The 23,568-nt window shown below is 48.2% G+C and carries 17 protein-coding genes and 1 tRNA gene; 9 read left to right on the forward strand and 9 right to left on the reverse strand.

Annotation, left to right across the window (positions count from 1 at the left end):
• Positions 1-8: 8 nt before the first annotated feature.
• Positions 9-83, reverse strand: a tRNA-Val gene (locus tag D9Y29_RS10120).
• A 208-nt stretch (positions 84-291) separates the two neighbouring features.
• Between D9Y29_RS10120 and D9Y29_RS10125 the strand changes: the two genes are divergently transcribed.
• Positions 292-591: an ATP-dependent Clp protease adaptor ClpS gene (locus tag D9Y29_RS10125; RefSeq protein WP_127127642.1), complete on the forward strand. Its 300-nt coding sequence runs from the start codon at positions 292-294 to the stop codon at positions 589-591.
• A 15-nt stretch (positions 592-606) separates the two neighbouring features.
• A complete protein-coding gene (gene aat, locus D9Y29_RS10130; RefSeq protein WP_127127644.1) occupies positions 607-1,254 on the forward strand; it encodes a leucyl/phenylalanyl-tRNA--protein transferase in 648 nt (215 codons plus the stop codon).
• Here aat and D9Y29_RS10135 read toward each other — a convergent pair.
• The 5 genes from D9Y29_RS10135 to D9Y29_RS10155 form a co-directional block, all read right to left on the reverse strand.
• Positions 1,234-1,968, reverse strand: coding sequence for an esterase family protein (locus D9Y29_RS10135; RefSeq protein WP_127127646.1), 735 nt, complete (start codon positions 1,966-1,968; stop codon positions 1,234-1,236). The two genes, aat and D9Y29_RS10135, sit on opposite strands and share 21 nt — an antisense overlap.
• A 489-nt stretch (positions 1,969-2,457) precedes the next feature.
• Positions 2,458-3,954: a RagB/SusD family nutrient uptake outer membrane protein gene (locus D9Y29_RS10140; protein ID WP_127127648.1), complete on the reverse strand. Its 1,497-nt coding sequence runs from the start codon at positions 3,952-3,954 to the stop codon at positions 2,458-2,460.
• 23 nt (positions 3,955-3,977) lie between these two features.
• A complete protein-coding gene (locus tag D9Y29_RS10145; protein ID WP_127127650.1) occupies positions 3,978-7,007 on the reverse strand; it encodes a SusC/RagA family TonB-linked outer membrane protein in 3,030 nt (1,009 codons plus the stop codon).
• A 279-nt stretch (positions 7,008-7,286) separates the two neighbouring features.
• Positions 7,287-9,818 carry a T9SS type A sorting domain-containing protein gene (locus D9Y29_RS10150; RefSeq protein WP_164735348.1) on the reverse strand — a complete coding sequence of 844 codons (2,532 nt, stop codon included), beginning with the start codon at positions 9,816-9,818 and terminating at the stop codon, positions 7,287-7,289.
• A 114-nt stretch (positions 9,819-9,932) separates the two neighbouring features.
• Positions 9,933-10,769: a metallophosphoesterase family protein gene (locus tag D9Y29_RS10155; protein WP_127127654.1), complete on the reverse strand. Its 837-nt coding sequence runs from the start codon at positions 10,767-10,769 to the stop codon at positions 9,933-9,935.
• 88 nt (positions 10,770-10,857) lie between these two features.
• Between D9Y29_RS10155 and D9Y29_RS10160 the strand changes: the two genes are divergently transcribed.
• Genes D9Y29_RS10160 through D9Y29_RS10175 form a run of 4 tightly spaced genes read left to right on the forward strand, consistent with a single transcriptional unit; the run spans position 10,858 to position 17,436 of the window.
• Positions 10,858-12,324: a DUF3375 domain-containing protein gene (locus D9Y29_RS10160; RefSeq protein ID WP_127127656.1), complete on the forward strand. Its 1,467-nt coding sequence runs from the start codon at positions 10,858-10,860 to the stop codon at positions 12,322-12,324.
• A gap of 25 nt (positions 12,325-12,349) precedes the next feature.
• On the forward strand, positions 12,350-12,928 hold the full coding sequence (locus tag D9Y29_RS10165; RefSeq protein WP_127127658.1) for a DUF4194 domain-containing protein: 579 nt from the start codon (positions 12,350-12,352) through the stop codon (positions 12,926-12,928).
• Positions 12,900-16,313: an ATP-binding protein gene (locus tag D9Y29_RS10170; protein ID WP_127127660.1), complete on the forward strand. Its 3,414-nt coding sequence runs from the start codon at positions 12,900-12,902 to the stop codon at positions 16,311-16,313. The genes D9Y29_RS10165 and D9Y29_RS10170 overlap by 29 nt, the downstream gene beginning before the upstream one ends.
• Positions 16,288-17,436: a Wadjet anti-phage system protein JetD domain-containing protein gene (locus tag D9Y29_RS10175; RefSeq protein ID WP_127127662.1), complete on the forward strand. Its 1,149-nt coding sequence runs from the start codon at positions 16,288-16,290 to the stop codon at positions 17,434-17,436. Before D9Y29_RS10170 ends, D9Y29_RS10175 begins: the two co-directional genes overlap by 26 nt.
• 19 nt (positions 17,437-17,455) lie before the next feature.
• Here the strand turns inward: D9Y29_RS10175 and D9Y29_RS10180 are convergent, their stop codons facing one another.
• Positions 17,456-18,553: an NAD(P)H-dependent flavin oxidoreductase gene (locus D9Y29_RS10180; RefSeq protein ID WP_127127664.1), complete on the reverse strand. Its 1,098-nt coding sequence runs from the start codon at positions 18,551-18,553 to the stop codon at positions 17,456-17,458.
• A 273-nt stretch (positions 18,554-18,826) separates the two neighbouring features.
• Here D9Y29_RS10180 and D9Y29_RS10185 point away from each other — a divergent pair, with 273 nt between their 5' ends.
• The gene (locus D9Y29_RS10185; RefSeq protein ID WP_127127666.1) at positions 18,827-20,365 is read left to right on the forward strand and encodes a sensor histidine kinase; all 1,539 of its coding nucleotides are present in this window, start codon (positions 18,827-18,829) and stop codon (positions 20,363-20,365) included.
• Complete coding sequence (locus D9Y29_RS10190) at positions 20,362-20,784, forward strand: response regulator (RefSeq protein WP_127127668.1); 423 nt, start codon at positions 20,362-20,364, stop codon at positions 20,782-20,784. Before D9Y29_RS10185 ends, D9Y29_RS10190 begins: the two co-directional genes overlap by 4 nt.
• Positions 20,785-20,792: 8 nt before the next feature.
• Here the strand turns inward: D9Y29_RS10190 and D9Y29_RS10195 are convergent, their stop codons facing one another.
• Positions 20,793-22,217, reverse strand: coding sequence for a response regulator (locus D9Y29_RS10195; RefSeq protein ID WP_164735349.1), 1,425 nt, complete (start codon positions 22,215-22,217; stop codon positions 20,793-20,795).
• 489 nt (positions 22,218-22,706) lie between these two features.
• Here D9Y29_RS10195 and D9Y29_RS10200 point away from each other — a divergent pair, with 489 nt between their 5' ends.
• Positions 22,707-23,279, forward strand: coding sequence for a YdcF family protein (locus D9Y29_RS10200; RefSeq protein WP_127127672.1), 573 nt, complete (start codon positions 22,707-22,709; stop codon positions 23,277-23,279).
• On the opposite strand, the gene D9Y29_RS10205 is transcribed toward D9Y29_RS10200, so the two are convergent.
• Positions 23,276-23,566: a hypothetical protein gene (locus D9Y29_RS10205; protein WP_127127674.1), complete on the reverse strand. Its 291-nt coding sequence runs from the start codon at positions 23,564-23,566 to the stop codon at positions 23,276-23,278. The two genes, D9Y29_RS10200 and D9Y29_RS10205, sit on opposite strands and share 4 nt — an antisense overlap.
• Positions 23,567-23,568 lie beyond the last annotated feature (2 nt).

The following is a 23,568-nucleotide window of genomic DNA, read 5'->3' on the forward strand; positions in this document are numbered from 1 at the left end:
CGGTGGAGTGGGAGTTGACGGGTTCGAACCGCCGACCCTCTGCTTGTAAGGCAGATGCTCTGAACCAGCTGAGCTAAACTCCCTTTTTGATTTCCCTTTGTTCGTTTGGGAGTGCAAAGATAGGGATTGGAACATTCTCACCAAATTTTTATATAAAAAAAACGGAAGATTTTTTCTCCAACACCATCATTCTGAATACATCACGATCATGATCTCATCTAAAAGCCTCCGTTCCCGGTCTTGCACCCTTGTCATATTTATATAACTTTGCCCTACTATTAAATCGTACTTATGGCATTTGACGGACCAACAAGGCCTTATCAGGAAGACGATACAGATGTGCTCACCAGCGTTGAGGAACCCTGTAACCTGATCGTGTGGAATGATGAGGTGAATACCTTCGAATGGGTGATCGAAACATTGATGGCTGTTTGCGGACATTCCGCGGAGCAGGCCGAGCAATGCGCCTATATCATCCATTTTCAGGGCAAGTATGCTGTGAAGAATGGGACCTTCGACGAGCTCAAACCACAATGCGATGCCATTACAGACAGAGGCATCGGCGCTACCATCGAGGTAGTGGCTGCATAATCTTCTACTCAGGCCATGCCATTATTTGCACTGGACAATAAACTGCATTTTCCTCCGGTCCATATGGCAGAACCGGACGGGCTACTCGCCGTTGGCGGAGATCTTACCCTCCCCAGGCTGGAACTTGCTTATCGCAATGGCATCTTCCCCTGGTACGAAGGTGAACACATTCTCTGGTGGTGCCCGGACCCTCGTTTCGTGATCTTTCCCGAAGAACTCCGCATCAGTAAAAGCATGCAACAGTTAATCAAAAAAGGAACTTTCAAATTCACCATCAACAAGGCGTTTCGTGAAGTGATCAGCAATTGCCAGCAGATCAACCGTGAAGGACAGGATGGGACCTGGATCACCACGGATGTGCTGGATGCCTATACCGCTTTTCATCAGGCAGGATTTGCGCACAGCGCAGAAGCATGGCTGGATGGAGAACTGGTAGGAGGTTGCTATGGTGTTAGAATGGGAAATGTTTTTTTCGGAGAGAGTATGTTCAGTAAAGTCAGCAATGCCAGCAAGTTTGCATTCATCAGATACGCGCAACAATTGATCCGAGAAGGTGTAAAGCTGATCGATTGCCAGGTATACACATCCCATCTTGAAAGTCTTGGCGCACGCATGGTCCCGCGTACTCAATTCATCGAACTGCTAAAGGCGAACGGAGTGTAGATCGTTCGGAAGCATAGCCCGCCAGGTAGGCCAGTCGTGCGTCCATTCCGGCCCCCAGATATTCAGATCGTAACGGATCGACTTTGCATGCAGAATCCCCGCCAGCTGTCTCGCAGCCTGCGGATCTTCATAGGCGCCGCTTCCTGAAAGGATATGGATATGATTGCTTTTCCGGATCTGCTCCAATATCGAATGATCATTGAGGTTAGGAAGATAATGGACCGGACTGTTGAAATATACATCATCATCAAAATATCCGCGCGTGTATTCCGTCAATGCATAAACGCCGCTCATGGCGATACAGCCATTGATCAGATCGGGCCGTTTGAAGAAAAGATTGGCGCTGTGCAATGCCCCGAAACTGGCGCCACAGGTAAGTATCGGCGTATCCTCACTTGTTTCCTTCCTGATGAATGGGATCAGCTCCTCAAAAACATATTGGTTCCACTGCTGATGACGGATAGCCTTTTGCCTGGGCTCAACAGACTGATTCATCCAGCTTTCATTATTGATACTGTCGATGGAAAAAACCTTTACAACGCCAGCCTCGATCTGTGGACGAAGTGAATCGATCAGCTGGAATCTTTCATACTCCAGGTAATCGGCTGCTGCCGTTGGGATCAGCAATAAAGCGAAACCATAAAAGCCATAAATGGCTACGGGCATATTTTTGTTGAGGGCCGGGCTGTGCCAGGCGGTGAGTTTGCGCTCCATAGGCTGATTCTGATTGCTTCACTGAATGTAACGAAAAATCAGGAACGATGGATGCTTGCGGCTGTCCGTATCATTTTTGCGGGTGGCTGCGTAAAGGGATATGTCAACGCGGCTGGGGGCGTAAAGGGATATGTCAACGCGGCTGGGAAATGAACCGGCGCGGGAGAATATTTGTGGAGCTTTGGATAGGAGAGATGTGGCAGTAGAATATTAATCTTCTTCCTCGCTTACATTTCGCAAGGCCGCTTTTGACATATCCCGTTTACGCAGCACGATAAAAAGTGCAGCAGTTTTGATGCAAACTGAATGGCTGCACCTGCTGAGTGCCCATGCCGGCGCGGGATTATGAAAATACGGCCCTGGGAATATAAGCGATGGGGCCGGGAATAGTTCCCAAGCCCCATCTTTCCAAACAAAAGTTCAATGATATTCTCCCGCGCCGGTATAATCCCCAGCCGTACTTTTCATAACCCAAGCCGGCAATGCAATTTAATTTCCAGCCAATGGGTTATTCAACAACTCCACGTCAGGAATGGCGAACGTGAATCGCGAAGGTACAGGCTTCCGGTTAGGCCTTGGAATATTTGCACGCACTTCGTTGATCATTTTTGCTACGCGGTTGGTGCGCACCAGGTCGAACCAGCGTTTGAATTCGCCGATGAACTCGTAGCCTCTTTCACGGAAGACGAGATCATCGAAGGCTTCTTCATTGAGGCCCGCCGGCAGGTCAGATACATTGCTGGGTGTATTGATGGGAAGACCATAAGCCCTGCGCCTTACCTGGTTGATGTAGTCGTAGGCTTCTGTGGTGGGGCCATGATTGATCTTGTTGTCGGCTTCTGCAAAGATGAGCAGTACATCGGCATAGCGCCAGAAGTAGAGATCATTGCCATTGCCGGTATCGATTGGCGCATTCGGATCTTTGTATTTGCCCATTCGGAAATCGTAATCGGCATCGAGACTGGCGGGCGTTACCACACCATTGATGATGTAACTGTTATAGAGACTGAATTTCTTGCGGAGATCATTATCGTCCCAATTCTTTATTAATGGTGCATTACTGGTAATGCCGCCGAACTTGTTGCCACTGATGGAAAAGCCGGCAGCTTTGGCGTTTGCATCGGCCCAGTAGCTGGCCATGAATGAGCCCTGGTTGATCACCTGTGAAAATTTGAGTGAGAAGATATCTTCTTTATTGGTGGGCAGGGTGGGTGAGTAAAGTGTTGCAAGAGAAGTTTCAAGATCATAACCATAGGTGGCTTTATTGTCTATCACCTCTTTGGCTTTGAGTTTTGCATTCGGATAATCGCCGCGCGTGAGGTAGACATCGGCGAGGGCTGTTTTGGCAGCGCCGGCAGTAGCACGACCAGCTTTGGAAGACGGCACGGTTGGCGGCAACACTTTCTCTGCTTCCTGAAGGTCCTTGATGATCTGATCATAGATCACGGGAATATCGGAAGAAGCCAGCAGCACATCTTTTGAATTCAGGATGGGCTTGAGGCGCATCGGGAATTTACCAAATGTGCGGACGGCAAAATAAAAGCAGATGGCGCGCACGAAATAGGCTTCGCCGTATGCCACTTTCCTGATATCGTCTGGGAGGTTCGGACTATTGTCGAGTGTTACGATCAACGAGTTGGCTCGGCCGATAGCTTCGTACAATGTTGTCCAGGGTTGATTGAGCGCTGTATTGCTGGTGTTGAGGTTATTGTAATTACTCCAGTTGATCTGGCTGCTGCCGCCTGCATCGGCGTATTCAGCCATCAGCTCAAAACCAAGGCCGATAGTGGATTCCCAGAGCCGGCCACGGCTGCGCGTTAGTGGTTCATACACGCCGATTACCGTCTGCTCCAGCAGGTTGGGGTCCAGGTTACCAAGACTGATAGTGGATTTTGGTTTCTCCTCCAGCAATTTATCGCATCCTGTTTCCAGCACTGCGGTCAACAGCAGGAGTATAACGGTGAGGGATATGCTATATCGTTTCATATACTTTTTTTTACTGGTGGTGATCAGAATGTAAGACTGAATCCGAGATTGAAGGTTTTGGAAGATGGATAGGCCGCGAGGTCTACACCCTGTCTTCTGTCGTTCCCGTTGAAGGAATTCACTTCAGGATCGTAGCCGGAATAATCGGTCCAGGTGAGCAGGTTCTGTGCGCTCACATATACATTCAGGTTTTTGATGGCTTTGGAATTGAGCGGTACCTGGTAATCGAGCCTGATATTACGCAAGCGGAAAAAAGAACCATCTTCCAGGTAGCGGTCGGAAGTGCGGTGTTCGTTGGCTGCTGCCTGGCTTGGCCTGGGGTAGTAGTCCAGCGCTGCGCGCAGTTTGTTGAACTGGTTAACCGGGCTTGGATTGGTGAGTTCAACCAGGTTCCTGTTGTTGATCACACCGCCGCTCACGCCTGCCCAAACGGATGAGAGTGTTAATCGCTTATACCTGATAGTTGGTGTGAAGCCGTAAGTGAGGTCCGGGTACGGACTTCCGATGATCTGGTTGTCGGAGCCATTGATCACTGGGCGGCCATTGGAGCTGTCGCCATTCAGGTTTTGATAAGTGGGAACACCGTTTTTGTCGAGCCCTGTGAATTTCGGTGCATAGAAAACTGAAAGCGGATAGCCCGGGCGGATGATGCTCACTGCGCCGGAAGCATCGTCGCCGCCGGTTTGCGTGGGAACATCTTTGTTATCGAGTGTTTTGAGCACTTTGTTCTTGTTGCCGGAAAAATTGAGGTCGATGGAAACGGTCCAGTCTTCATTGCTCAGCAAGGTAGCGCCTGCACCGATTTCCCATCCTTTGTTTTCCACTTCGCCCACGTTATCGATGATCTGGCTGGCGCCTGTTCCCACACCGGCGCCCACGCCACCGGATGGAGGCAGTTGTACCAGTGCGAGCAGGTCTTTCGTCTTTTTCACATAATAGTCGAATGAGAAACGGATGCGTTCGTTGAGCAATCCAAGGTCCAGCCCAATATTGGTCTGAGCGGTGGTTTCCCATTTGAGATTGGGGTTGGGGAAAGTGGGAGCGAGACCAACCACGATACCGGTACCTGCACCCTGACTGGTATTCACAGCGCGTCCGAGCAACAGGCTTTGATAAGGTCTGATGGCGGGATTGCCTGATTCACCCCAGCTGCCGCGGACTTTGAGGTTACTGATCCAGTGGAGTTGCTGCATGAAGTTTTCTTCTGAAATCCGCCAGGCTGCTGATACGGAGGGGAACACGCCGTACTTGTTGTTCTCCGCAAATACCGAGGCGCCGTCGCGGCGGATACTGGCAGAAACGAGGTAGCGGTCTCTCACGTTGAAGCGTATACGACCGAATGCAGAAATGATGGTATTCTCCACCACGGTGGTCACGGGTTTGCTGACGGTGGTGGCTGAACTGAAATTATAATTCTTGAGATCATCGTTCACAAAGCCGGAAGCCAGGAGGTCGGTTGTGTTGAGCCTTTCATGCTGATAGCTCATACCGGCAATGGCTTCAAGAGCGATGTCCTGTGTGAGGTCTTTTTTGTATTCGAGAAAGTCTTCCAGCAGTACGGATGTTTTATCGTAGTTGCCGAGCTCTGCCACACCTGCGGCCTGCCCGAGGCGTGGAAGGATGCGCGGGAAATAGAGATCGCGGCGGATCTGGTAGTAGTCGCCCGATACACGGGTTGTATTGGTGAGGCCTTTGGCAATAGTGGCTTTGAGATCGATGCCGCCCTGTATACGCGTAGTGGTATTGCGGTCCAGTGTTTCTTCCGCGAGCGCTACCGGGTTTTCAGCATCGATACCATTGAATCCATACGGTGTAACGTCTGTATAGGTGCCGTTGGGATTCCTGACGGGCACTACAGGTAATGCGCGCAGCACGGAACCCATACCGGACTTACCGAAGTTACGGGTATTGTCGCCCTGCGAAGGTGAGAAACCATCCTGCACGCCTCTTGAAACGGTGAAGCGGGAAGCAAGGCTGAAATGATCACTGAGCCTGTTATCGAGGTTCACGCGGAGGGAGCCACGTCTGTATCCGCTGTTGCGTACAATGCCCTGCTGGTCGAAGTAGCCGCCGGAAACGTAGTAGCGGCTCTTTTCATTACCGCCGGAAACGCTGATGGAATTGTTGAGCAGCAAGGCGGTGCGGAAGGTTTCATCCTGCCAGTCGGTATTCGTTGCGGGAACTGTAGCGGGGAAATCGCCTGGCAGGGCCAGACCTGAATTGGTGTAATAAGCTTTGGTGTAATTGTACCATTCTTCACCATTCATCATGTCGAGTTTCTTGCGCAGTTTCTGGATACCTGCCGAGTGATCGAACACCACGCGTGGAACGCCTGCTTTTCCTGAGCGCGTTGTGACCATCACTACGCCGTTGGCGCCGCGGGAGCCATAGATGGCGGTGGCGGCGGCATCCTTGAGCACTTCAATTGATTCTATGTCCGAAGGGTTGATAGTGGCCAGGCCATTGACGCCACGAACATCATCATTGAACTGTGGTAAACCGTCGATCACATAGAGTGGTTCATTGCCGCCGGCGATGGAACTGACGCCGCGGATGCGGATGCTGATCCCTGCGCCGGGTTGCCCGGATGTTTGCTGCACCTGAACGCCAGGCATGCGGCCGCTCATGGCCTGTTCCACAGATACCACGGGCATTTCGCGCAGCTTATCTCCACGCAGTGAACTGACGGACCCTGTGAGATCGGATTTGCGTTGAGTGCCGTAGCCTACCACAACTACATCTGTGAGGCTTTTGGCATCGCCTTTCAGTTGTACTTCGATGGGGCCATCGCCATCGGCAGTCACTTCCATCGTTTCATAACCAATGGAAGAGAACACCAGCACGATGCTGCCGGTGGAAGGAACGCTAAGGGCAAAACTGCCATTGTCTGCTGAAGTAGTAACTACGCTACTACCTTTTAGTTGAATGGAAACACCTGCAAGGGGTTGTTTGTCTGTGGAAGTTACTTTTCCGGTTAGTCGTTTGTTTTGTGCATAAGAGGAAAGAGCAGTCAACAAAAGAACCATTATTACCGGTAATGGTATTAATCGCATAGCAATCATTTTGAATTTTTGAAGCAATATTCCTATGTTATACTACGAAGAATTTCCAGCTTGTGGCTGAAAACTTACGGAATCGTTTCCGCTTCGGATTCAAAATGTAAAATTGATGCGCCTGGCTGTAACGCCCGCGGGAAGGGCGATGCAGCCGCAGGGGGCAGTCGCTCGCCTCTGGCGAGTGACTTATATTCCGTCGCCTCCGGCGACACGGTGTTCGCCGGAGGCGAACAAATACGGGTCACTCGCCAGAGGCGAGCGACTGGCGGCTCCGTGTTATTTTCCGATCAGTAATTTTTTGGTGATCCTCGATTTGTCCATGATAATTTCCACTACATAAGTACCGGCAGGATAAGTGCTTACCGGAAGTGGTATCCTGAAATATTGCAGCTTCTTTTCAAAGGTCTGTTGATACAGTTGTATACCTGAAATACCGGTAATGGATATATGAACAATGCCTGTATGATTATTATTGATCGAAACAAAAGCATTATTCACGGCAGGAACAGGATAGATCTGTACTGTTTTGTCTATCACCGGATCTTGTGTTCCTAAAATAATGTCTGGCTCCAGCAGGATCTGAAAAGGTCTTTCAATGCCGAAAGGTTGTTGTGCAGTTCCCATGAAATGCAGTTTGTTTTGCGCATCGGAATAGAAATCTGTACAGGTAACTGTTGTGCTTTTATTGCCGAAGGCGGTAAACCCCTGCTGAATGCCATTTACATCTGTACGAAGCAATAGACCAAAGCTTTCCCTCGCCCCAAACTCAGGCTGGCCGGTGGTTCCGGCGATATAGTATTGTCCTCCGTATTCGATGGCGCTGGTGCCGGCATCCATCTTGTTGATATGGTATTCTTTTTCCCAGAGAAGATTACCGTCTGTATCTGTCTTCACCAACAGCAAATCCTGTTTTCCCGGTTCACCAGGGTATCTCACATAGCCGGTCACCAGGTAATGATTGGCGGATGTGATGATTACTTTATTTCCCACGGATACATTGGTGCCGCGGGGAAAGGTTTTGTACCAGCGTAAGCCTCCCTGCGGGTCCAGCTTACTGAGATAGGCAGCCGAAGTGGAGGATTGCATGTTTTGCATGAAGCCGCTTACCAGGATATCATTTTCCGGAGTTACCCGGATGCTTCTTCCATAGATCCACATATTGTTGAGCCGGTGCTTTTGTTTCCAGACCTCATCACCTTGTTTGTTCAGTTTGATCACACAGAGCATCCTCACTACAGCGCCGGTGCCTTCGTGCTCCATGCCACAGAGGAGGTAACCTCCATCAGGCGCCATCACAGCGTCCCTGATATAATTGGCGTGAACAACTTTCGTCCAGTCTATTTTTCCATCGGCATCAAATTTTGTTACATAATAATCATTGATGAATAAGGGGTTCCTGACTTCTGTTACTGACAGGAAGCTGCCGTCTGACATGGGTTTCAGCATCACGCTTTCGATGCCATTGCCTGGTGAAGGCTGATGCCAGACCACATTGCCCTGTGCATCTGCACGTGTCAGGTATGGACGCATCTGGTCGGATATGGGATCGAGAATAGACCCGGCCATTATCATGCCGCCATCAGGAAGAAGGGCTGCATTGGTCATGCGATGAACGGGGCTGAGCGGATCAGCATTTGTTCTTACGATCCTGGAAGGATCCAGTAATGGGTGAGGGAAAGCGTATTCAGGGAAATTCCCATCAGCATTTGTTTTGAGCAGTACGGGTTCGGTGAGTATCATGTAGTATGTAGTGGCTTGTCCGCCAATAAGGATATTGCCATCTTTATCTATCAGCAGGCCGCGGCTATAATCCATTACGGGTGAACCATATGCTTTTATCCAGACTGCTTCTCCGGCTGCGTCCAGCCTTACCAAAGCCATGTCTGCGTTGTTCTGGTTCAGGTCGCCAATGCGGTTCCCCACCCGCGCCAGGAGTGTATAACCATTACCATTAACCGTAATATTCTCATCGCTGTCACCGAAATAGAAATCATGTTTTTTTACCCACTCGGTATTGCCTTTGTGATTTGTTTTCAGGAGGAAAATATCCTCGTTCTTTACACCTGTGAGCTGTACTCCCGAGTAAAGATAGCCGCCATCCGGAGTTTTGATTACACGCCTGATGATGGTAAGTGCATCCTGTGGGCCGGTGAATGCTACAGGTTGTTCGGTGATATTGCCATCAGTATCGCATTTGAAGTGATGAAGCGCCATATCGCCGGGGCTCATGTGCAGGAATTCCACACCGCCATTGTTGCCTGCAATGGCATTCATCTCATTGTATACTTCATAGCCCAGATGCTTTTCCCACAGGATATTGAAATCCTGGTCGAGGTACATCACATCAGGATGCCTTCGTTGTTGTTCTACATGCACAAATACCAGGAAAAAACGATTGTTGCCGGAAGACACCAATCGCAGGTGATCAAAACTGCCGTTGATATTGAATTCCAGTTCCCGGAGCACCTGGCCGTTCGCATCGAGCCTGGTCAGTTTGATGGCGGATTGCGTACCTGTATACACGCCGCCTGTAATCACTGTTTGTCCATTAGTGAGCTGCCCGATATCCTGCAGGTCGTACCCGTTATTTCCGATGCTTACCTGTTTCAGAATGGCGCCCTGTTGATCGATACGGTATAATTCAGTACTGGTCAGAAAAGCAAATTCCGTGTCACTTAGCTTGATGAGCTTCCTGCAATAATGTGATGAGTTATCGGATTTGCGCAGGATCTTCTGAAACGATTGTGCTGTAGCAAACCGGCAAAAGGTTTGACAGAGAAAAAAGATAACTAAGGTTCGGAAGAACATGATTGTTGGATTTATATCCAAATTGACAATCATTCTTTCCTGCCCGTTGAGCAGATATCGCAGGTTGCCGGAAATGTGCGCCGGAATAACAAAAAGTCAGTGTCAACTGAATGATTAACCTTTGATGGTATTTGAGTTTTCCTGTTTGGCGGTGTCCCCATTCATCTGGTAAGTGAGCATATCGCCATTCTTCAATACTTCCACGATGCGGTAACCATAATATGGTTTTCCCCAACTGCCGCCAACATGACCATCGAAAAAATAATGTTTTCCATTATTCTCTTTTACGCTGTCCTGGTCGTGATCATGCCCATGAAAAATGCCCCTCAGGTTCATCTGCGCATCCAGGATGGGGATCAATTCCGGACAGTCGATGCCGTTATCTGTCCATTTGAATGGCGTGATATGCATGAACACGAATGTATGTTTCTTGAAAACGTGTTTGTGCAGTTCCCATGCGGTGAAATCAAGATCAGGACAAACGTATTTGCCGGTTTGATCGGCGGTGTTGAGGAAAACGAATCCGCAATCCTTCAGCTCGAAAGAATGATGCCAGCCATAGGAGAGTGATTCCCGCCAAACATCTTCCGTGACTTTATCGTGATTGCCATGCGTGGCATACCAGGGCATATTCAATGTATCCCATACTTTCTTTACCTGTGGAAAAAATTCCGGCTTATCGTGGAAGAGGTCGCCATTTACAACAGTGAAATCCAGTCCGCGGGTTTCTTTTTCCCTGTTCAGCCATCCGATCATTGTTTGGTGGGTGGTCCCGAATTCGGTTTTGGGCTGCCCGTAATGGCCATCTGAAGCCAGCGCGAAGCGGAGTAGGATCTTTCCCGGGTCCGGCAGTTCGAAGGAGCCGGGAGCGAATGACTGGAGGATATTTCCGGCGCTGAGCACCATGGCGGCACGGATGGTCTGGCCGATAAAACGCCTGCGGGTGGACATTATAGAAGGTTTTAGAGGATGTGAAGATAGTTTTTTTAACTATTTGGGTATTATTAATAAATTGGGCGCCTAATCCCGTGATGAAAGCATGCAGCAATCCGATATTTCTGAACTGTTGACCACTTCCCCCGCTGTACAAATGATCCGTATGCGCAATGCCCATTGGGTACTGCCATTCCTGTACCAGACCTTCAAATCCGAGAACAAACTGAGTATCCCGGAACCGGTACTGACCTCGGTACTGGCAGAAGAACTGCGTACCCATGCGGAAGGTACAGAGGACCTGGAAGAGGCCAGGATCGAATTTGGGGAGGACGAAGAAAGCCGGGCCCGCAAATACCTGCTCAACTGGGTACAAAAGCGACTGCTCCAGGATTTCCCTGATGCAGACGCAGTAACACAATACCAGCTCAGCTCGCATACGGAAAAAGTTTTCCAGTGGCTGCAAAGCCTGGAAAAGCGGCAATTCGTGGGAACGGAAAGCCGGTTCCGTTTTCTGTTCCAGACGCTGAAGGAAATGGTGGAATATACTGAAGACAATAGTGCAGCGCGACTGGAAGACCTGAAGAACAAAAGAGCTGAAATAGATAAAGAGATCAAAAAGCTGGAAATGGGTTATCAGCCCGAAGTGTTCAGCAATGCGCAGGTGAAAGAGCGGCTGGACTGGTTCATTCGCCTCAGCTATGAGCTTCTCAGCGATTTCAGGGAGGTGGAGGATAATTTCAAAGGTATCCACCGCGCTATCGTTGAGCAACACACGAAAGCAGAGGCCAGCAAGGGCGCCATCGTGGGCTTCGCCTTCGGCGCATACGACGAACTCCGAAAAAGCGACCAGGGCAAAAGTTTCTACGCCTTCTGGGACTTCCTCATCAGCCGCAGCGGACAGGAAGAATGGAAACAGATGACAGACAGCCTGCTGGCGTTATTGCAGGAGCGCGAGATCGATGCCAACGACAATTATATCCGAAATGTCAAAAGCCTGCTCCTGCAACAGGGACGCAGTGTGTACGATGCCAATGATAAAATGGCCGAGAAACTCAGCCGCATCATTACAGAAAAAGAGATCGCACGCCACAGGCGTTTAAGGCAACAGATCAGTTCCATCAAGGAACTTGTATTCCAGTTGATGGACGAACCCAAAGTGGATGCAGGCCTTACCACCAGCGGATCAGCAGAGATAAGGATGAGTATGGAGCGAAAGCTCAACCTGATGCCAAAACAAGCGCCACCGGTTGTGAAGCAACCTGCCAACGCAGCTGAAAAAGTGGAAGACCTTGAACGCTTCAACAAAATGCTCAATACTGCTTTCATCGATAAAAAGAAATTATGGAGCCAGGTGGAAGAAGTGCTGGAAAAACATCAAACGGCCACCCTTCGTGAGATCATAGACACAGTCGGCCTTGAACATGGGGTGGGAGAAGTGGTCAGCTATTTCAGCTTCCTCAAAGAAAAGAGCAATCGTGTACAGGCCCTGCCTGATATGAAGGAACTGATCCCGCTGGACAAGGCGCAGACACGTTTCATTGAAGTACCGTACCTCTTGTTCAGCCGGTAATTCATCAATCATTAAACAAATCGTAATGCTTCCATACACCGGATTATTTATCAAACTCCTGAAAGGCCCCGTGGAGTATTTCGAAAAAGGAGCCTGGGAACAGTTGCTGACTTACCAGGGAGAGCTCACCACTTTCCTGCAACAGCTGGGACTGATCCTTGTGCTGGACAAAGAGGATGGTTATGCCTACCTGGAACAGATGAAACTGGATGAAGAAGAAAGCACCGCAGGATGGGTGAGAAGGACCAGCATCAATTACGAAGAAAGTGTACTGCTGGTGTTGCTGCGGGATATGATGGCGGAATTCGAAGTAGGTGAAGTTACCAGTCGTGAGCTCATCCGCAAACGCCGCGAGATCAAGGAATATGCAGAGCTTTTCTTCAGGGAAAATGCAAGCCGGGTTAAGTTCATCAAAGAACTCGACAAACTCATTGATCGTGCAGAAGAGTTAGGGTTCCTTCATCGCATCGAAGACCATGAGATCCCCGATGAACAGAAATTCAGGATCCGCAAGATCATCAAGGCAAAAGTAGACAACGAGGTTTTGGAAAATTTTAAACAACAATTACAGGCACATGCAGCTAACGGTATTCAGCACGGATGATCGCAAGAGTGGATTCAGATTGCAGTACATGGAGATCTTCAACTGGGGCACTTTTGATGAGCATGTGTGGAAGATCAACCCTGGCGGGGAGACTTCCCTGCTCACCGGCGCCAATGGCAGTGGCAAGACCACTTTCGTGGATGCGCTGCTGACCCTGATCGTTCCCGAGAAAAAATATCGTTTCTATAATCAGAGCTCCGGCTCGGAGAAGAAAGGTGACCGAACTGAAGAGACCTATATCATGGGCGGCTATGGTACTGTAGCTACAGAGAATGGTCAGGGTACCAAAACCCTTTACCTCCGCGAGTCCCGCGAAACAGCCTATAGCGTGCTGCTGGCGCATTTTGCCAATGAAGCCGAGCAGTATGTTACACTTTTCCAGGTGCGTTATTTCAGCGGTAATGAAATGAAACGCGTGTTTGCAATTGCTCACAAACCATTGCATATCGAAGATGATTTCAAGCCTTTCGACTTCAATGGCAACTGGCGCAAACGCATCGATACCCAACATAACAAGGGCAGCCGTAAGATGGTGGAATGGTTCGACAGCGCCAGCCGGTACGCACATCGCATGGTGGATGTACTGGGCATGCAAAGCATCCAGGCGCTCGGGCTTTTCAACCAGACCGTTGGTATCAAAGTGCTGGGTGAGCTCAATGGCTTCATCAGGACCCATATGCTTGAGCCTCGCAATATGGAAGAACAGTTCCAGGAACTGAAGAAGCATCTGGGCACCTTACTGGATGCACAACGAAATATCGAAAAAGTTGAAGAGCAGATCAGGCTGCTGAAGCCGCTGCAGAAAAGTTTCCAGGTGTACAAAGATCAGTCAGATGAACTGGTCAGGGCAAAAGAAGAAATTGAGATTGCCAGGTTATGGAATATTTATACAAAATATAACCTGCTGGATGCAGGCATTGCAGCCGGGAAAAAAGAGATCAGGGCGCTGCAGGAAAAGCTGACAGATGCCAGGAAAAGCATCAACGATATGCTGGAGGAAGAAAGACAGTTGCAAAACCAGCTGGATAGTAATAAAGCAGGACAACGTCTACTGCAACTTGAAAAAGACCTGGAAGCACAGGAAAACCAACTCAGGCAAACTGAGCTCATGCTGGAGAAATTCAATGATTTCAGCAAGGAGTTGGGGATCGATGAAACACCTGTTGATGAAGCCGCCTTCCAAAGGATAGTGAAGGAGGCTGAGCGCATCAGCAGGAAACTGCAAACAGAGATCAGGAACAATGATGAGGACCGATGGGATGCGAAAGACAGGCTGAAACGTGCCGAACAGGAAAAGAACCGTATCCAGGAAGAGTTCAACATGCTCCAGCAAAGCAAACACAATATTCCCGGCTACCTGGTCACTTTGAGAAAAGATCTTTGTTCTGCGCTTAAACTGGATACCGCCGAGCTTCCGTTTGCCGGAGAACTGATGCAGGTGAGATCGGAAGACCTGGAGTGGCAGCCGGCCCTGGAAAAATTGCTCCGTGGCCTTGCCACCCGAATGCTGGTGCCTCACAAGCACTACAGGAAAGTGAGTAAATACGTGAACCAGACCAATCTTCGTGCAAAACTTATCTACGAACATGTACAGGATGTGGCAGTGCCAGGGCATCCCGAAGAAGGCTCCATATTCCACCTGCTTGAATTCCATCCTGAACATCCACTCAGCAATTGGGTGGCACAGCATATCATCATGCATATGGATTATTACTGTGCCAATAACGAAAAGGAATTGGAACGGTTTGATAAAGCCATTACTGTATACGGCCTCATCAAGAACCGCTCCAGGCATGAAAAGGACGACCGCCCCCAAAAAAACGACGCCAGCAACTATGTGATGGGCTGGAACAATGAGCGTAAACGAGAAGCATTGCAAAACCGGAGATTGCAATTACTCAGCGAAATTGAAAAGGCAGGCGAATCTGAGCAACGCTCCGAAGCGAAAAATAAAAAACTGCAAAGACAGGTAAGTGCAGCCGGACAGATTACGGAGCAAAGCAGGTTCGAACTTTTGAATGTTTCGGCTATTCAAAGGACCATCAAGAAAACGCAGGACCAGATAGGTTCCCTGAAAGAGTCAAGCGATCAATTGAAAGTGCTCACCAGACAGGTAGATGAATTGCTGAAAAAAAGAAATGCCATCGAAGCAGAAAGGGATTCTCTGGTGGGGAAGATCAGTGTTGATCAAACCCGCATCGATGAAATGGATAAAGAACAAACAGCTCTTGAACCGGTATTGAACCAGCTTACAACAGAAGACAAAGAAAAGTTGTTGCAGTTCCAGCAAAAATACAGTAACGAGCTTGCAGAGATCAGTCTTCAGAATATCCAGGTACAGTTCCTTCATTTGAAGGACCAGATCGAAACGCGTTCCCATAAGATAGAAGAAATGGTGAACAAGGAAGGCAGTTTTCTTGAGCGCTCCATCACCAGGATCAAGAACCCGCCCATGGAGATCCTGCAGAGATTCACAGACTGGGCGGCGGATGTACAACCTTTTTCCGGTGAACGTGAGTTTGCCGGGGAATATATCGAGTGGCTGGATAAATTGGAAACAGACAATCTGCCCAGGTACAAAAAAGATTTTGAGCGTTACCTCCACGATACGATGGTATATAAAATGGGCGAGTTGAATGAAGAGCTCAGCAATTGGGAACAAACCATCCGGCAGAGTGTGGATGTGTTGAACAAGTCGCTCAGTGGCATCAACTTCAACAGGCTGCCGGACACATACATTCAACTGGGGATTCGCTCTGTGGCTGATTCAACAGTTAAGGAGTTCAGGAATATGTTACTGGAAGCATTGCCGCAGGCAGTGAACTGGCAACAAAGTTCATTTGATGATAAAGCAGAGCATTTCAGGAATAAAGTACAACCCCTCATCAATGTACTGGATGAAGGTGAGTCATACCGTGCACGTGTACTCGATGTGAGGAACTGGTTCGAGTTCTGGGCTGACGAGCGATTCAGGAACACTGATGAGTTGAAAAAAACTTACCGGCAGATGGGGCAGCTATCCGGCGGTGAAAAGGCACAGCTGACTTATACCATCCTTTGCTCAGCTATTGCTTACCAGTTCGGAATAACGAGAGAAGGTAAAAATGCACGCAGTCTTCGCTTTATTGCTGTGGATGAAAGCTTCAGTAATCAGGATGAAGAAAAAGCTACTTACCTGATGGAACTTTGCAAACAATTGCATCTTCAGTTGCTGGTAGTAACTCCAAGTGATAAGATCCAGATAGTGGAAGATTTCATTGCGCACGTTCATCTTGTGCAACGTGTGAACAGCAGGAACAGTATTCTCTTCAATATGACCAAAATGGAATTGAAAGAAAAACAGAGGAAAGCAGCAAAGAATGAAAAAGGGAAATCCATTTCTTAATCAACTGGAAAAGAAATATGCTGTTTACCTGGGATCACTGATCACAGGAGAGCATTTTTTTCCTGTCAGGTTAAGAGGGCTGACTAAACCTGCCAATACTGTACAGTTGCATAACGCCACAAAAGATTTTGTTGAATTTGAAAAGAAAGAAACCAGACCCGGCTGGGCGATTGAATGGGAAACCTGGAGCAGCAAGAAATTAGGTGTTCAAAAATGGCCGGCGAACATTACGATTGAAGCAGAGGAAGACTATTTATATATTCTTGATAAGGTTGCGGAGATTCAAAAATACAAGATGCTTGTTCAGCAATTGCTGAACTGGCAACCTGTGCTCAGGCCATGGCTGGCCAATAAGCCACAAAGAGTGCTGGAGCTTTCTGAACAATGGCAGCATTTGATGGCAGTGATCGATTATGTAAAAGACCATGATTTGTCTGAGTTCTATCTCCGTAGCATACCTGTTCCCGTGCATACGAAGTTCATTAAACAGTACGAGAGCATACTACTTTCTTTGCTGAAACAAATTGCACCAGAGAGATTTCCGGTTGAAGTAAATGATATCGGCAGGGCCCTTGGCGTAAAGGCTAAACCGGTGTTGTATCCTATACGTTGGCTTGATCCCGGAATGGCCGTCAGATACACTGCCGGGATTGTAACCCTGGCCGTTTCATCAGAAGACCTGAAAAAAATGGACCCGGAAATATCGGAAGTATGGCTGGTAGAGAATGAAACCAACCTTTTCCTGCTTCAGAATAGGCAAAATGCAGTGGGATTGGTGAGTAAAGGGAATGCACTTCATGTGCTTTCTGACGTTCCGTTCTTCAAAAAAGCCAGGTTATTGTATTGGGGAGATCTGGATGAGGCTGGTTTCAGGATGCTCCATCAATTCAGACAATTATACCCTGCACTGGAAAGTATTCTCATGGATGAAGAAACGCTGAAGTATCATCAACAGGGCATGCGCATCATCGATACCAGAAATATAAAAATGGAATTGAAACTGAAAGAAACTGAATTGACTGCATTTGGTCATTTGCGCGAAACAAAAGGTAGAATTGAACAGGAACAACTTGATCAGGCCTTTGTTCAACAATACCTGTCTGCAAAAGGACTGGGAGCCTGACCAATCATAAATCAAGCATCTACTCCTTCACCTGCACATGTTTCTCTATCTGCTCAAAAGAAGTGCGGGCCTGATCTATCAGCATCTGAAGGATAGCCGCCGCCGGCTTTCTCACAGCCTTGCTGGCAGATTGCCCGGCCCACATGGTGGCAAAGTCCGTCAGATCTTTTTGCTGAGCGAAGCTCCTGATACTTGCTGTGAGACTTTGCTGATAAGGATAGGGGAGTGCAGACAATCCCGATCCTTCAATCGCGCGCATTAATTTATTTTCGATGCCTCTTGCCCATCGTCCAGAAAAATTCTTTGTGAGCACGGCATCACTGGCAGATGCATTCTGAATGCGATGCTTATGCGCATTCGGTGCGGAGCTTTCGTTGCAGACGAGAAAAGCGCTGCCTACCTGAACGCCTTGCGCGCCCAGCATCATAGCGGCCATCATGGTGCTGCCATCTGCAATGCCTCCCGCAGCCAGTACAGGACGGCGCGTTGCATCCACTATCTGCGGCACCAGGCTCATGGTGCCGATCATTGGAGGTTTTCCCTCAGTGATGAAAGTGCCCCGGTGACCACCAGCTTCCGCTCCCTGTGCAGCGATCACATCCACAAACTTATTATCGAGCAGTAAAGCTTCTTCCACGCAGGTGGCTGTACCAATCAGCCTTGACCCGCGATTCTTTAAAACGGCTATATGCTCATCTTCCGGAATGCCAAAAGTAAAACTGACGGAAGGGACCTGCTCGCTGAGCAGGATATCGATCTGGTCGTGATACGTATGGAAGCGGAGCATGCTCTGCACCGGCGGCACATACGTGATATCATTGGAGGCGGCAAACCTGGTTAGGAATTCCTGCATGGCCGTGAAGGCTGCCGTATCTATACTGGAAGGGATCGAATGCGCAAAAAGATTGACGGCAAATGGTTTACTGGTAAGCGCTTTCACTGAACGGATCAACTCCCGGGTCTGGTCAGCCGAAAGACCGCCTACGGGTAATGATCCCAGTCCACCGGCTTCAGATACAGCAGCAACCATTTGAGGAGTGGTAATGCCCAGCATTGGCGCCTGCACTACAGGATAACTGATATTGAGCAATGAAGTGACCTTATTATGCCATTTCATACAGATAATTTTAGAGGAAAAAGGTTAGGGCCGCAAAGTTATTGGATAATGCACAAACCAATAGATTTTAACCCAGTTACAATAATTGTGAAAACGCTTCGTTTGTTTCTGAATTGCGAATTGTCAAATAAATATTTTAATTGACAATGTGAATTGTCCTGTTTTCCTTGATCTGATAAAAAATGGAAATTGGATTGTAACTTTAATCGCCCTGAATCCTATGACGGCCCTTGCAAGTGCAGTGCAGCGTAGGTGGGTACAATCTAATCCATTATGCGGCAGGTAATCGAATTCTTTGAAAAACTACTGGATACATCAGACTGGCCACCACGCTGGCATTGCGGAAACTGGACGGATTTTCATGGCTGGCTATTCATTATCAGTGATCTTTTGGTATGGTCTGCGTATTTTGCTATACCGCTGATCATTATACGCTATATTTCCCGGCGGCAGGATGCGAGGTTCTTCAGGCTCTATTTTTTCTTTGCAGGATTTATCCTGGCCTGTGGCGCCACGCACCTAATCGATGCCGTTACCTTCTGGTTCCCGGTATACAGGTTGAATGCCCTGTTCCGCTTTTGCACCGGGGTATTCAGCTGGATCACGGTAATCTACCTGCTCAAACTTTTGCCACAGGCATTTGCGTTGAAGACCAATTCGCAACTGGAGGCAGAGGTTGACCAACGGAAAAAAGCAGAAGAGAAATTCCGTAACCTCCTGGAAGCTGCGCCGGACAGCATGGTGATCATGGACGAAAGCGGAACCATTCAATTGGTGAATGCGCAAACGGAGAAGATGTTTGGTTACAAAAGGGAGCAAATGATCACTAACAAGGTGGAAATGCTGATGATCTCCAGGTTTGAAAGGCTGCTGCATATCGGAAGCGAATTGTCGGCAGGCACCAATAAGCCAGGCCCCATGGTGGAAAGAGTGGAATGTTTTGGCAAAAGAGTTGACGGCACAGAGTTTCCCATCGAGATCAGTTTAAGCCCTATGAAATCCGAAGAAGGTTTGTTACTGACGGCGGCCATCCGCGACCTGTCTGAAAAGAAAAGACTGGAAATGGAGGTCCGCGAAGCCCATAGTTCCCTGGAAAGGAAAGTAAAACAGAGAACGGCGGAGCTGGAAGTAAAAAACCGCGAGTTGGAAACGTTTGCTTACGTAGCTTCGCATGATCTGCAGGAGCCTTTGAGAACAACCACCAGTTTTGTGGACCTTCTTCGTAAGCGGTATTATGGGCAGCTGGACAATAACGCGGACCAGGTACTCGATTATATTTCACAATCGTCTGACCGCATGAAAGTACTGATCCATAACCTGCTCGACTACTCGAGGCTTGGTAAGGAAAAAGAGCTGGTTACTTTGTGTTGTAATGAACTTTTGCAGGATGTGTTGCATGATCTGGACCAGAGTATCCGCGAAACCAATGCCTCGATACAATCCGAGCCGCTGCCGCAGATAACAGGTTACAAAACGGAAATGAAACAACTGTTCCAGAACCTGGTGAGCAACTCGATCAAATTCAGAAAGAACAACAGCGATCCGGTGATCACCGTGAAAGCTGAAAAAGATAACGGGTCATGGACCTTTTCATTCAAAGACAATGGCATAGGGATCAATACTGCCTTCCATGAGAAAATCTTCGTGCTGTTCAAAAGACTGCATAAGAGATCGGATTACGAAGGAACAGGTATCGGACTTGCCTATTGCAAAAAAATTGTAGAGCTACACGGAGGTAAGATATGGGTAGAATCTGTGCCTGATGAAGGCTGCACCTTTTTCTTCACCATCTCCGAAACACAGCGATTATGAAACGTAAACTAAACTGCATCCTACTTATCGATGACGACGAGCCCACTAATTTTCTGAACAAAATGATCATCGATGAAGCCAGTTGCGCTGAGAATGTTCAGGTAGAACAAAGCGCAACTGACGCCCTCGATTACCTTACAGCTGAACCTGATGAGAAAGAAGGATCGGCAACACCCGACCTGATCTTTCTCGATATCAATATGCCAGCCATGGATGGCTGGGAGTTCCTGGATGAATATAAAAAACTCACGCCAGACCAGAAGGCCCGCGTTGTAGTGGTAATGCTCACTACTTCTTACAATCCTGAAGATGAGGTGAAAGCAAAAAATCACAACATGATCGCCGCATTCAGGAATAAGCCACTGACAACAGAAATGCTGATGGATGTACTGCAGGAATATTTCCCTGAAAAATTCTGATCAGCCGTTCAGAGCGGCATCACGATCTTCAGGGTACATCCGGCTCCGGGACTGCTGATGATCTCCATATTGCCGTTCTGCATTTCCACGCGGCTGAGGATATTGTGCAAGCCAATGCCTTTGCCTTTTTTCCGCGGCTCAAATCCGATCCCATTGTCTTTTATGACGAGATATGTAGCATGCTGATCTGTTTTCAGCTCTATTTCCGCCAGGCTGGCCCTCGCGTGCTTCACGATATTGTTCACCTGCTCCTGCACGATCCTGTAGATGATGAGCTTTTTGTTATTGCTCAAACTCTCCACATGCGGGTCATTGGCTTTGATCTTGATCTTAAGGCCGGGTGATACAGTCATGTTCTCGATCATTTCCAGCAATGCTTCCTTCAGACCGATGTCTCCCAGGGAAGGAGGAACAAGGTTCTTGGAAAGTGAACGGATCTCATTGATGGCTTTGGAAATACTGTCGTAACTTTTATACAACAGTTCCTTGCTGATATCGTCCTCATTGATGGCCATGTCTACACAGAGTTTGGCAGTAGCGAGGATCTGGTTGATATTGTCGTGCAGCTCCAGGCCGATCTCCCTTCTTTCCTGTTCCTGAGTTTGTATGGTGATGCGGGTGATCAGTTTCTGCGTTTCGATCTGTTCCTCCTGTTTTCTTTTCCGCTCCGTAATATCCAGCATGGCGCCGATCATGCCGTAAGGCTTTTGATCGCGGCTAAGGATATAACCCCGGTCGTACACGAATTTATATTGTCCGTCTGCAGTGAGGTACCGGTATTCATCTTCCCATTGGTCAAGCCCCTCGCTAAGGCAGCGTGCAATGCGGTCCAGCACCCGTTCCCGGTCGTCCGGATGGATATTTTTATGATGCCAGGATGCAGCAGGCTTTACTTTCGATGCCGGGTAACCGAAAGTAGTGGTAATACCTTCATTCCAGGTGATCTGCTGGTTGTTTAGGTTCCATTCCCAGATGGTATCGTTGGTGGCTTTGATGAGTGTGTTGAATCGTTCATAGTTCTCTACCACGGCCTGAAGGATCTTTTTTCTTTCTATGCTGTACTGGATGGCCTTGGCGAGCAGGATCTCATCGTACTCGCCTTTCATGAGGTAGTCCTGCGCGCCTTCGGCGATGGTTTGCAGTGCAACCTGTTTGTCGTCCAGCCCGCTCAGTACGATGATACCGATATGCGAAGCGCGCTGGTGTAATTGTTTGAATGTTTCGATGCCTTCACTGTCCGGAAGTGTCAGATCAAGAAAGATCAGGTCCGGCTGGTACTCGTCCACAATAGGAATGGCTTCTGCCAGTGAATTGGCATGATGCAGTGTCTGAACTTGTAATTGTGTTAATCGAAGGAATTCATTGAATAGGTAAAAGTCGCTCGGACTATCTTCAATGATCAGGATGTGAAGCAGGTGCGTAGAATTGATCATAGCGCTAAATTGTGGAGGATGTTGGAGCGTTACCGGTAACATCACAACCATTTACGGTTATTGCTAACCTTCAGTTTTCTTTCTTTTGTCAATAAATGTCGCATTCCCGTATCAGGGCAGGTACGGAAATACGGGGTCAGAGTTTGAAATGCCCTTCAGGATAAGGTGTTGAGTCGGAGAGTTGCTTCACAATTGCCGGAAAAAGGTACTAAGATATTTTTTCACAAAAAAATTGCTTCCGTTTTTTTGATACCTGATATGGTTTTGTAAACTTGGGAAGGCAATTCTTTTCAACTCATTCGTATACAGTCTGAAAGAAAGGGAACTTTCGGGTTTTTGCCGGCGCAGACGGGACCGGAGGACGAAGGCAGTTGCCGGAGGGGGATGGAAAAATGTTTCCTGGTAATGAAGAATTATTCCCGGAAGGTTAACAGAAAAAACCGTTAAACAAAAAATTAAACAGGACCGCTGGTCCCAAAGCTCCAATTCATGTTCCTGATAGTAAGATTACTCAAACGTTGTATCTCTTTGGTTCTTCTCTGGATGATCGTACATTGTACCTGGGCCACAGTTGTGGGGCTTCAGGATTTCAGAACACAGGCAGATGTGGCCATTGTGCTGGGTAATGAAGCGTACAGCGATGGTAGTCTGAGCCCCTGGTTGAAAGGAAGGGTTGATGCTGCGCTTAGGCTTTACCGTAATCAGCAGGTGAAAATGATCATGGTGAGTGGCGGAATAGGAGAATCCGGTTTTCCCGAAGGCGATGCTATGAGGAATTACCTGGTTGAACAGGGCGTGCCGGCAAAAGATATTTTTACAGATAATAAAGGCGATAACAGTTATTTCACGGCTAAAAATTTCATCGCGCTGAACCAGCAGGAACATTTTCGGTCAGCCGTGGTGGTGAGTAGTTGGTTCCATGTGCTGCGATGCAGGTATATTGTAAAGAAACTCGGATTTGAAAATGTTGCTACAGATCACTCACGTGCATATTTCTGGAAGGATATCTTCGGACTGGTCCGGGAATTCCCGGCGTACTACAAGTATATGCTGGTGTATTAATTGAGACGAACAGCCGGTAACCTGTAATGCTGGCCGTCCACTACAAACAGTTCATCGATCTCACAACTCCAGTACCGGTAAAGAGGGGATTGCTGAAGATAATTCTCAACATCTTCCTTGTCTTCCGCTGTGAACGTGATCCATACACGCTGGGATTCCATGCTCACAACATACTGATCGATGATCCCTTTCTCGATCAATGTATTGATGTATACACGGTGGGAGGGGACCAGGGACGTAAAATCATCATCCATTTCAAAATGTATCGTAACCTGGTATTTCTTCATGA

The organism is Pseudoflavitalea rhizosphaerae, assembly GCF_003991355.1.
GTDB classification, from domain to species: domain Bacteria; phylum Bacteroidota; class Bacteroidia; order Chitinophagales; family Chitinophagaceae; genus Pseudobacter; species Pseudobacter rhizosphaerae.

Coding starts and splice junctions, on each gene's coding strand:
- D9Y29_RS10125 (WP_127127642.1), top strand. CDS start 292: ATGGCATTTGACGGACCAACAAGGCCTTATCAGGAAGACGATACAGAT.
- aat (WP_127127644.1), top strand. CDS start 607: ATGCCATTATTTGCACTGGACAATAAACTGCATTTTCCTCCGGTCCAT.
- D9Y29_RS10135 (WP_127127646.1), bottom strand. CDS start 1,968: ATGGAGCGCAAACTCACCGCCTGGCACAGCCCGGCCCTCAACAAAAAT.
- D9Y29_RS10140 (WP_127127648.1), bottom strand. CDS start 3,954: ATGAAACGATATAGCATATCCCTCACCGTTATACTCCTGCTGTTGACC.
- D9Y29_RS10145 (WP_127127650.1), bottom strand. CDS start 7,007: ATGCGATTAATACCATTACCGGTAATAATGGTTCTTTTGTTGACTGCT.
- D9Y29_RS10150 (WP_164735348.1), bottom strand. CDS start 9,818: ATGTTCTTCCGAACCTTAGTTATCTTTTTTCTCTGTCAAACCTTTTGC.
- D9Y29_RS10155 (WP_127127654.1), bottom strand. CDS start 10,769: ATGTCCACCCGCAGGCGTTTTATCGGCCAGACCATCCGTGCCGCCATG.
- D9Y29_RS10160 (WP_127127656.1), top strand. CDS start 10,858: ATGCAGCAATCCGATATTTCTGAACTGTTGACCACTTCCCCCGCTGTA.
- D9Y29_RS10165 (WP_127127658.1), top strand. CDS start 12,350: ATGCTTCCATACACCGGATTATTTATCAAACTCCTGAAAGGCCCCGTG.
- D9Y29_RS10170 (WP_127127660.1), top strand. CDS start 12,900: ATGCAGCTAACGGTATTCAGCACGGATGATCGCAAGAGTGGATTCAGA.
- D9Y29_RS10175 (WP_127127662.1), top strand. CDS start 16,288: ATGAAAAAGGGAAATCCATTTCTTAATCAACTGGAAAAGAAATATGCT.
- D9Y29_RS10180 (WP_127127664.1), bottom strand. CDS start 18,553: ATGAAATGGCATAATAAGGTCACTTCATTGCTCAATATCAGTTATCCT.
- D9Y29_RS10185 (WP_127127666.1), top strand. CDS start 18,827: ATGCGGCAGGTAATCGAATTCTTTGAAAAACTACTGGATACATCAGAC.
- D9Y29_RS10190 (WP_127127668.1), top strand. CDS start 20,362: ATGAAACGTAAACTAAACTGCATCCTACTTATCGATGACGACGAGCCC.
- D9Y29_RS10195 (WP_164735349.1), bottom strand. CDS start 22,217: ATGATCAATTCTACGCACCTGCTTCACATCCTGATCATTGAAGATAGT.
- D9Y29_RS10200 (WP_127127672.1), top strand. CDS start 22,707: ATGTTCCTGATAGTAAGATTACTCAAACGTTGTATCTCTTTGGTTCTT.
- D9Y29_RS10205 (WP_127127674.1), bottom strand. CDS start 23,566: ATGAAGAAATACCAGGTTACGATACATTTTGAAATGGATGATGATTTT.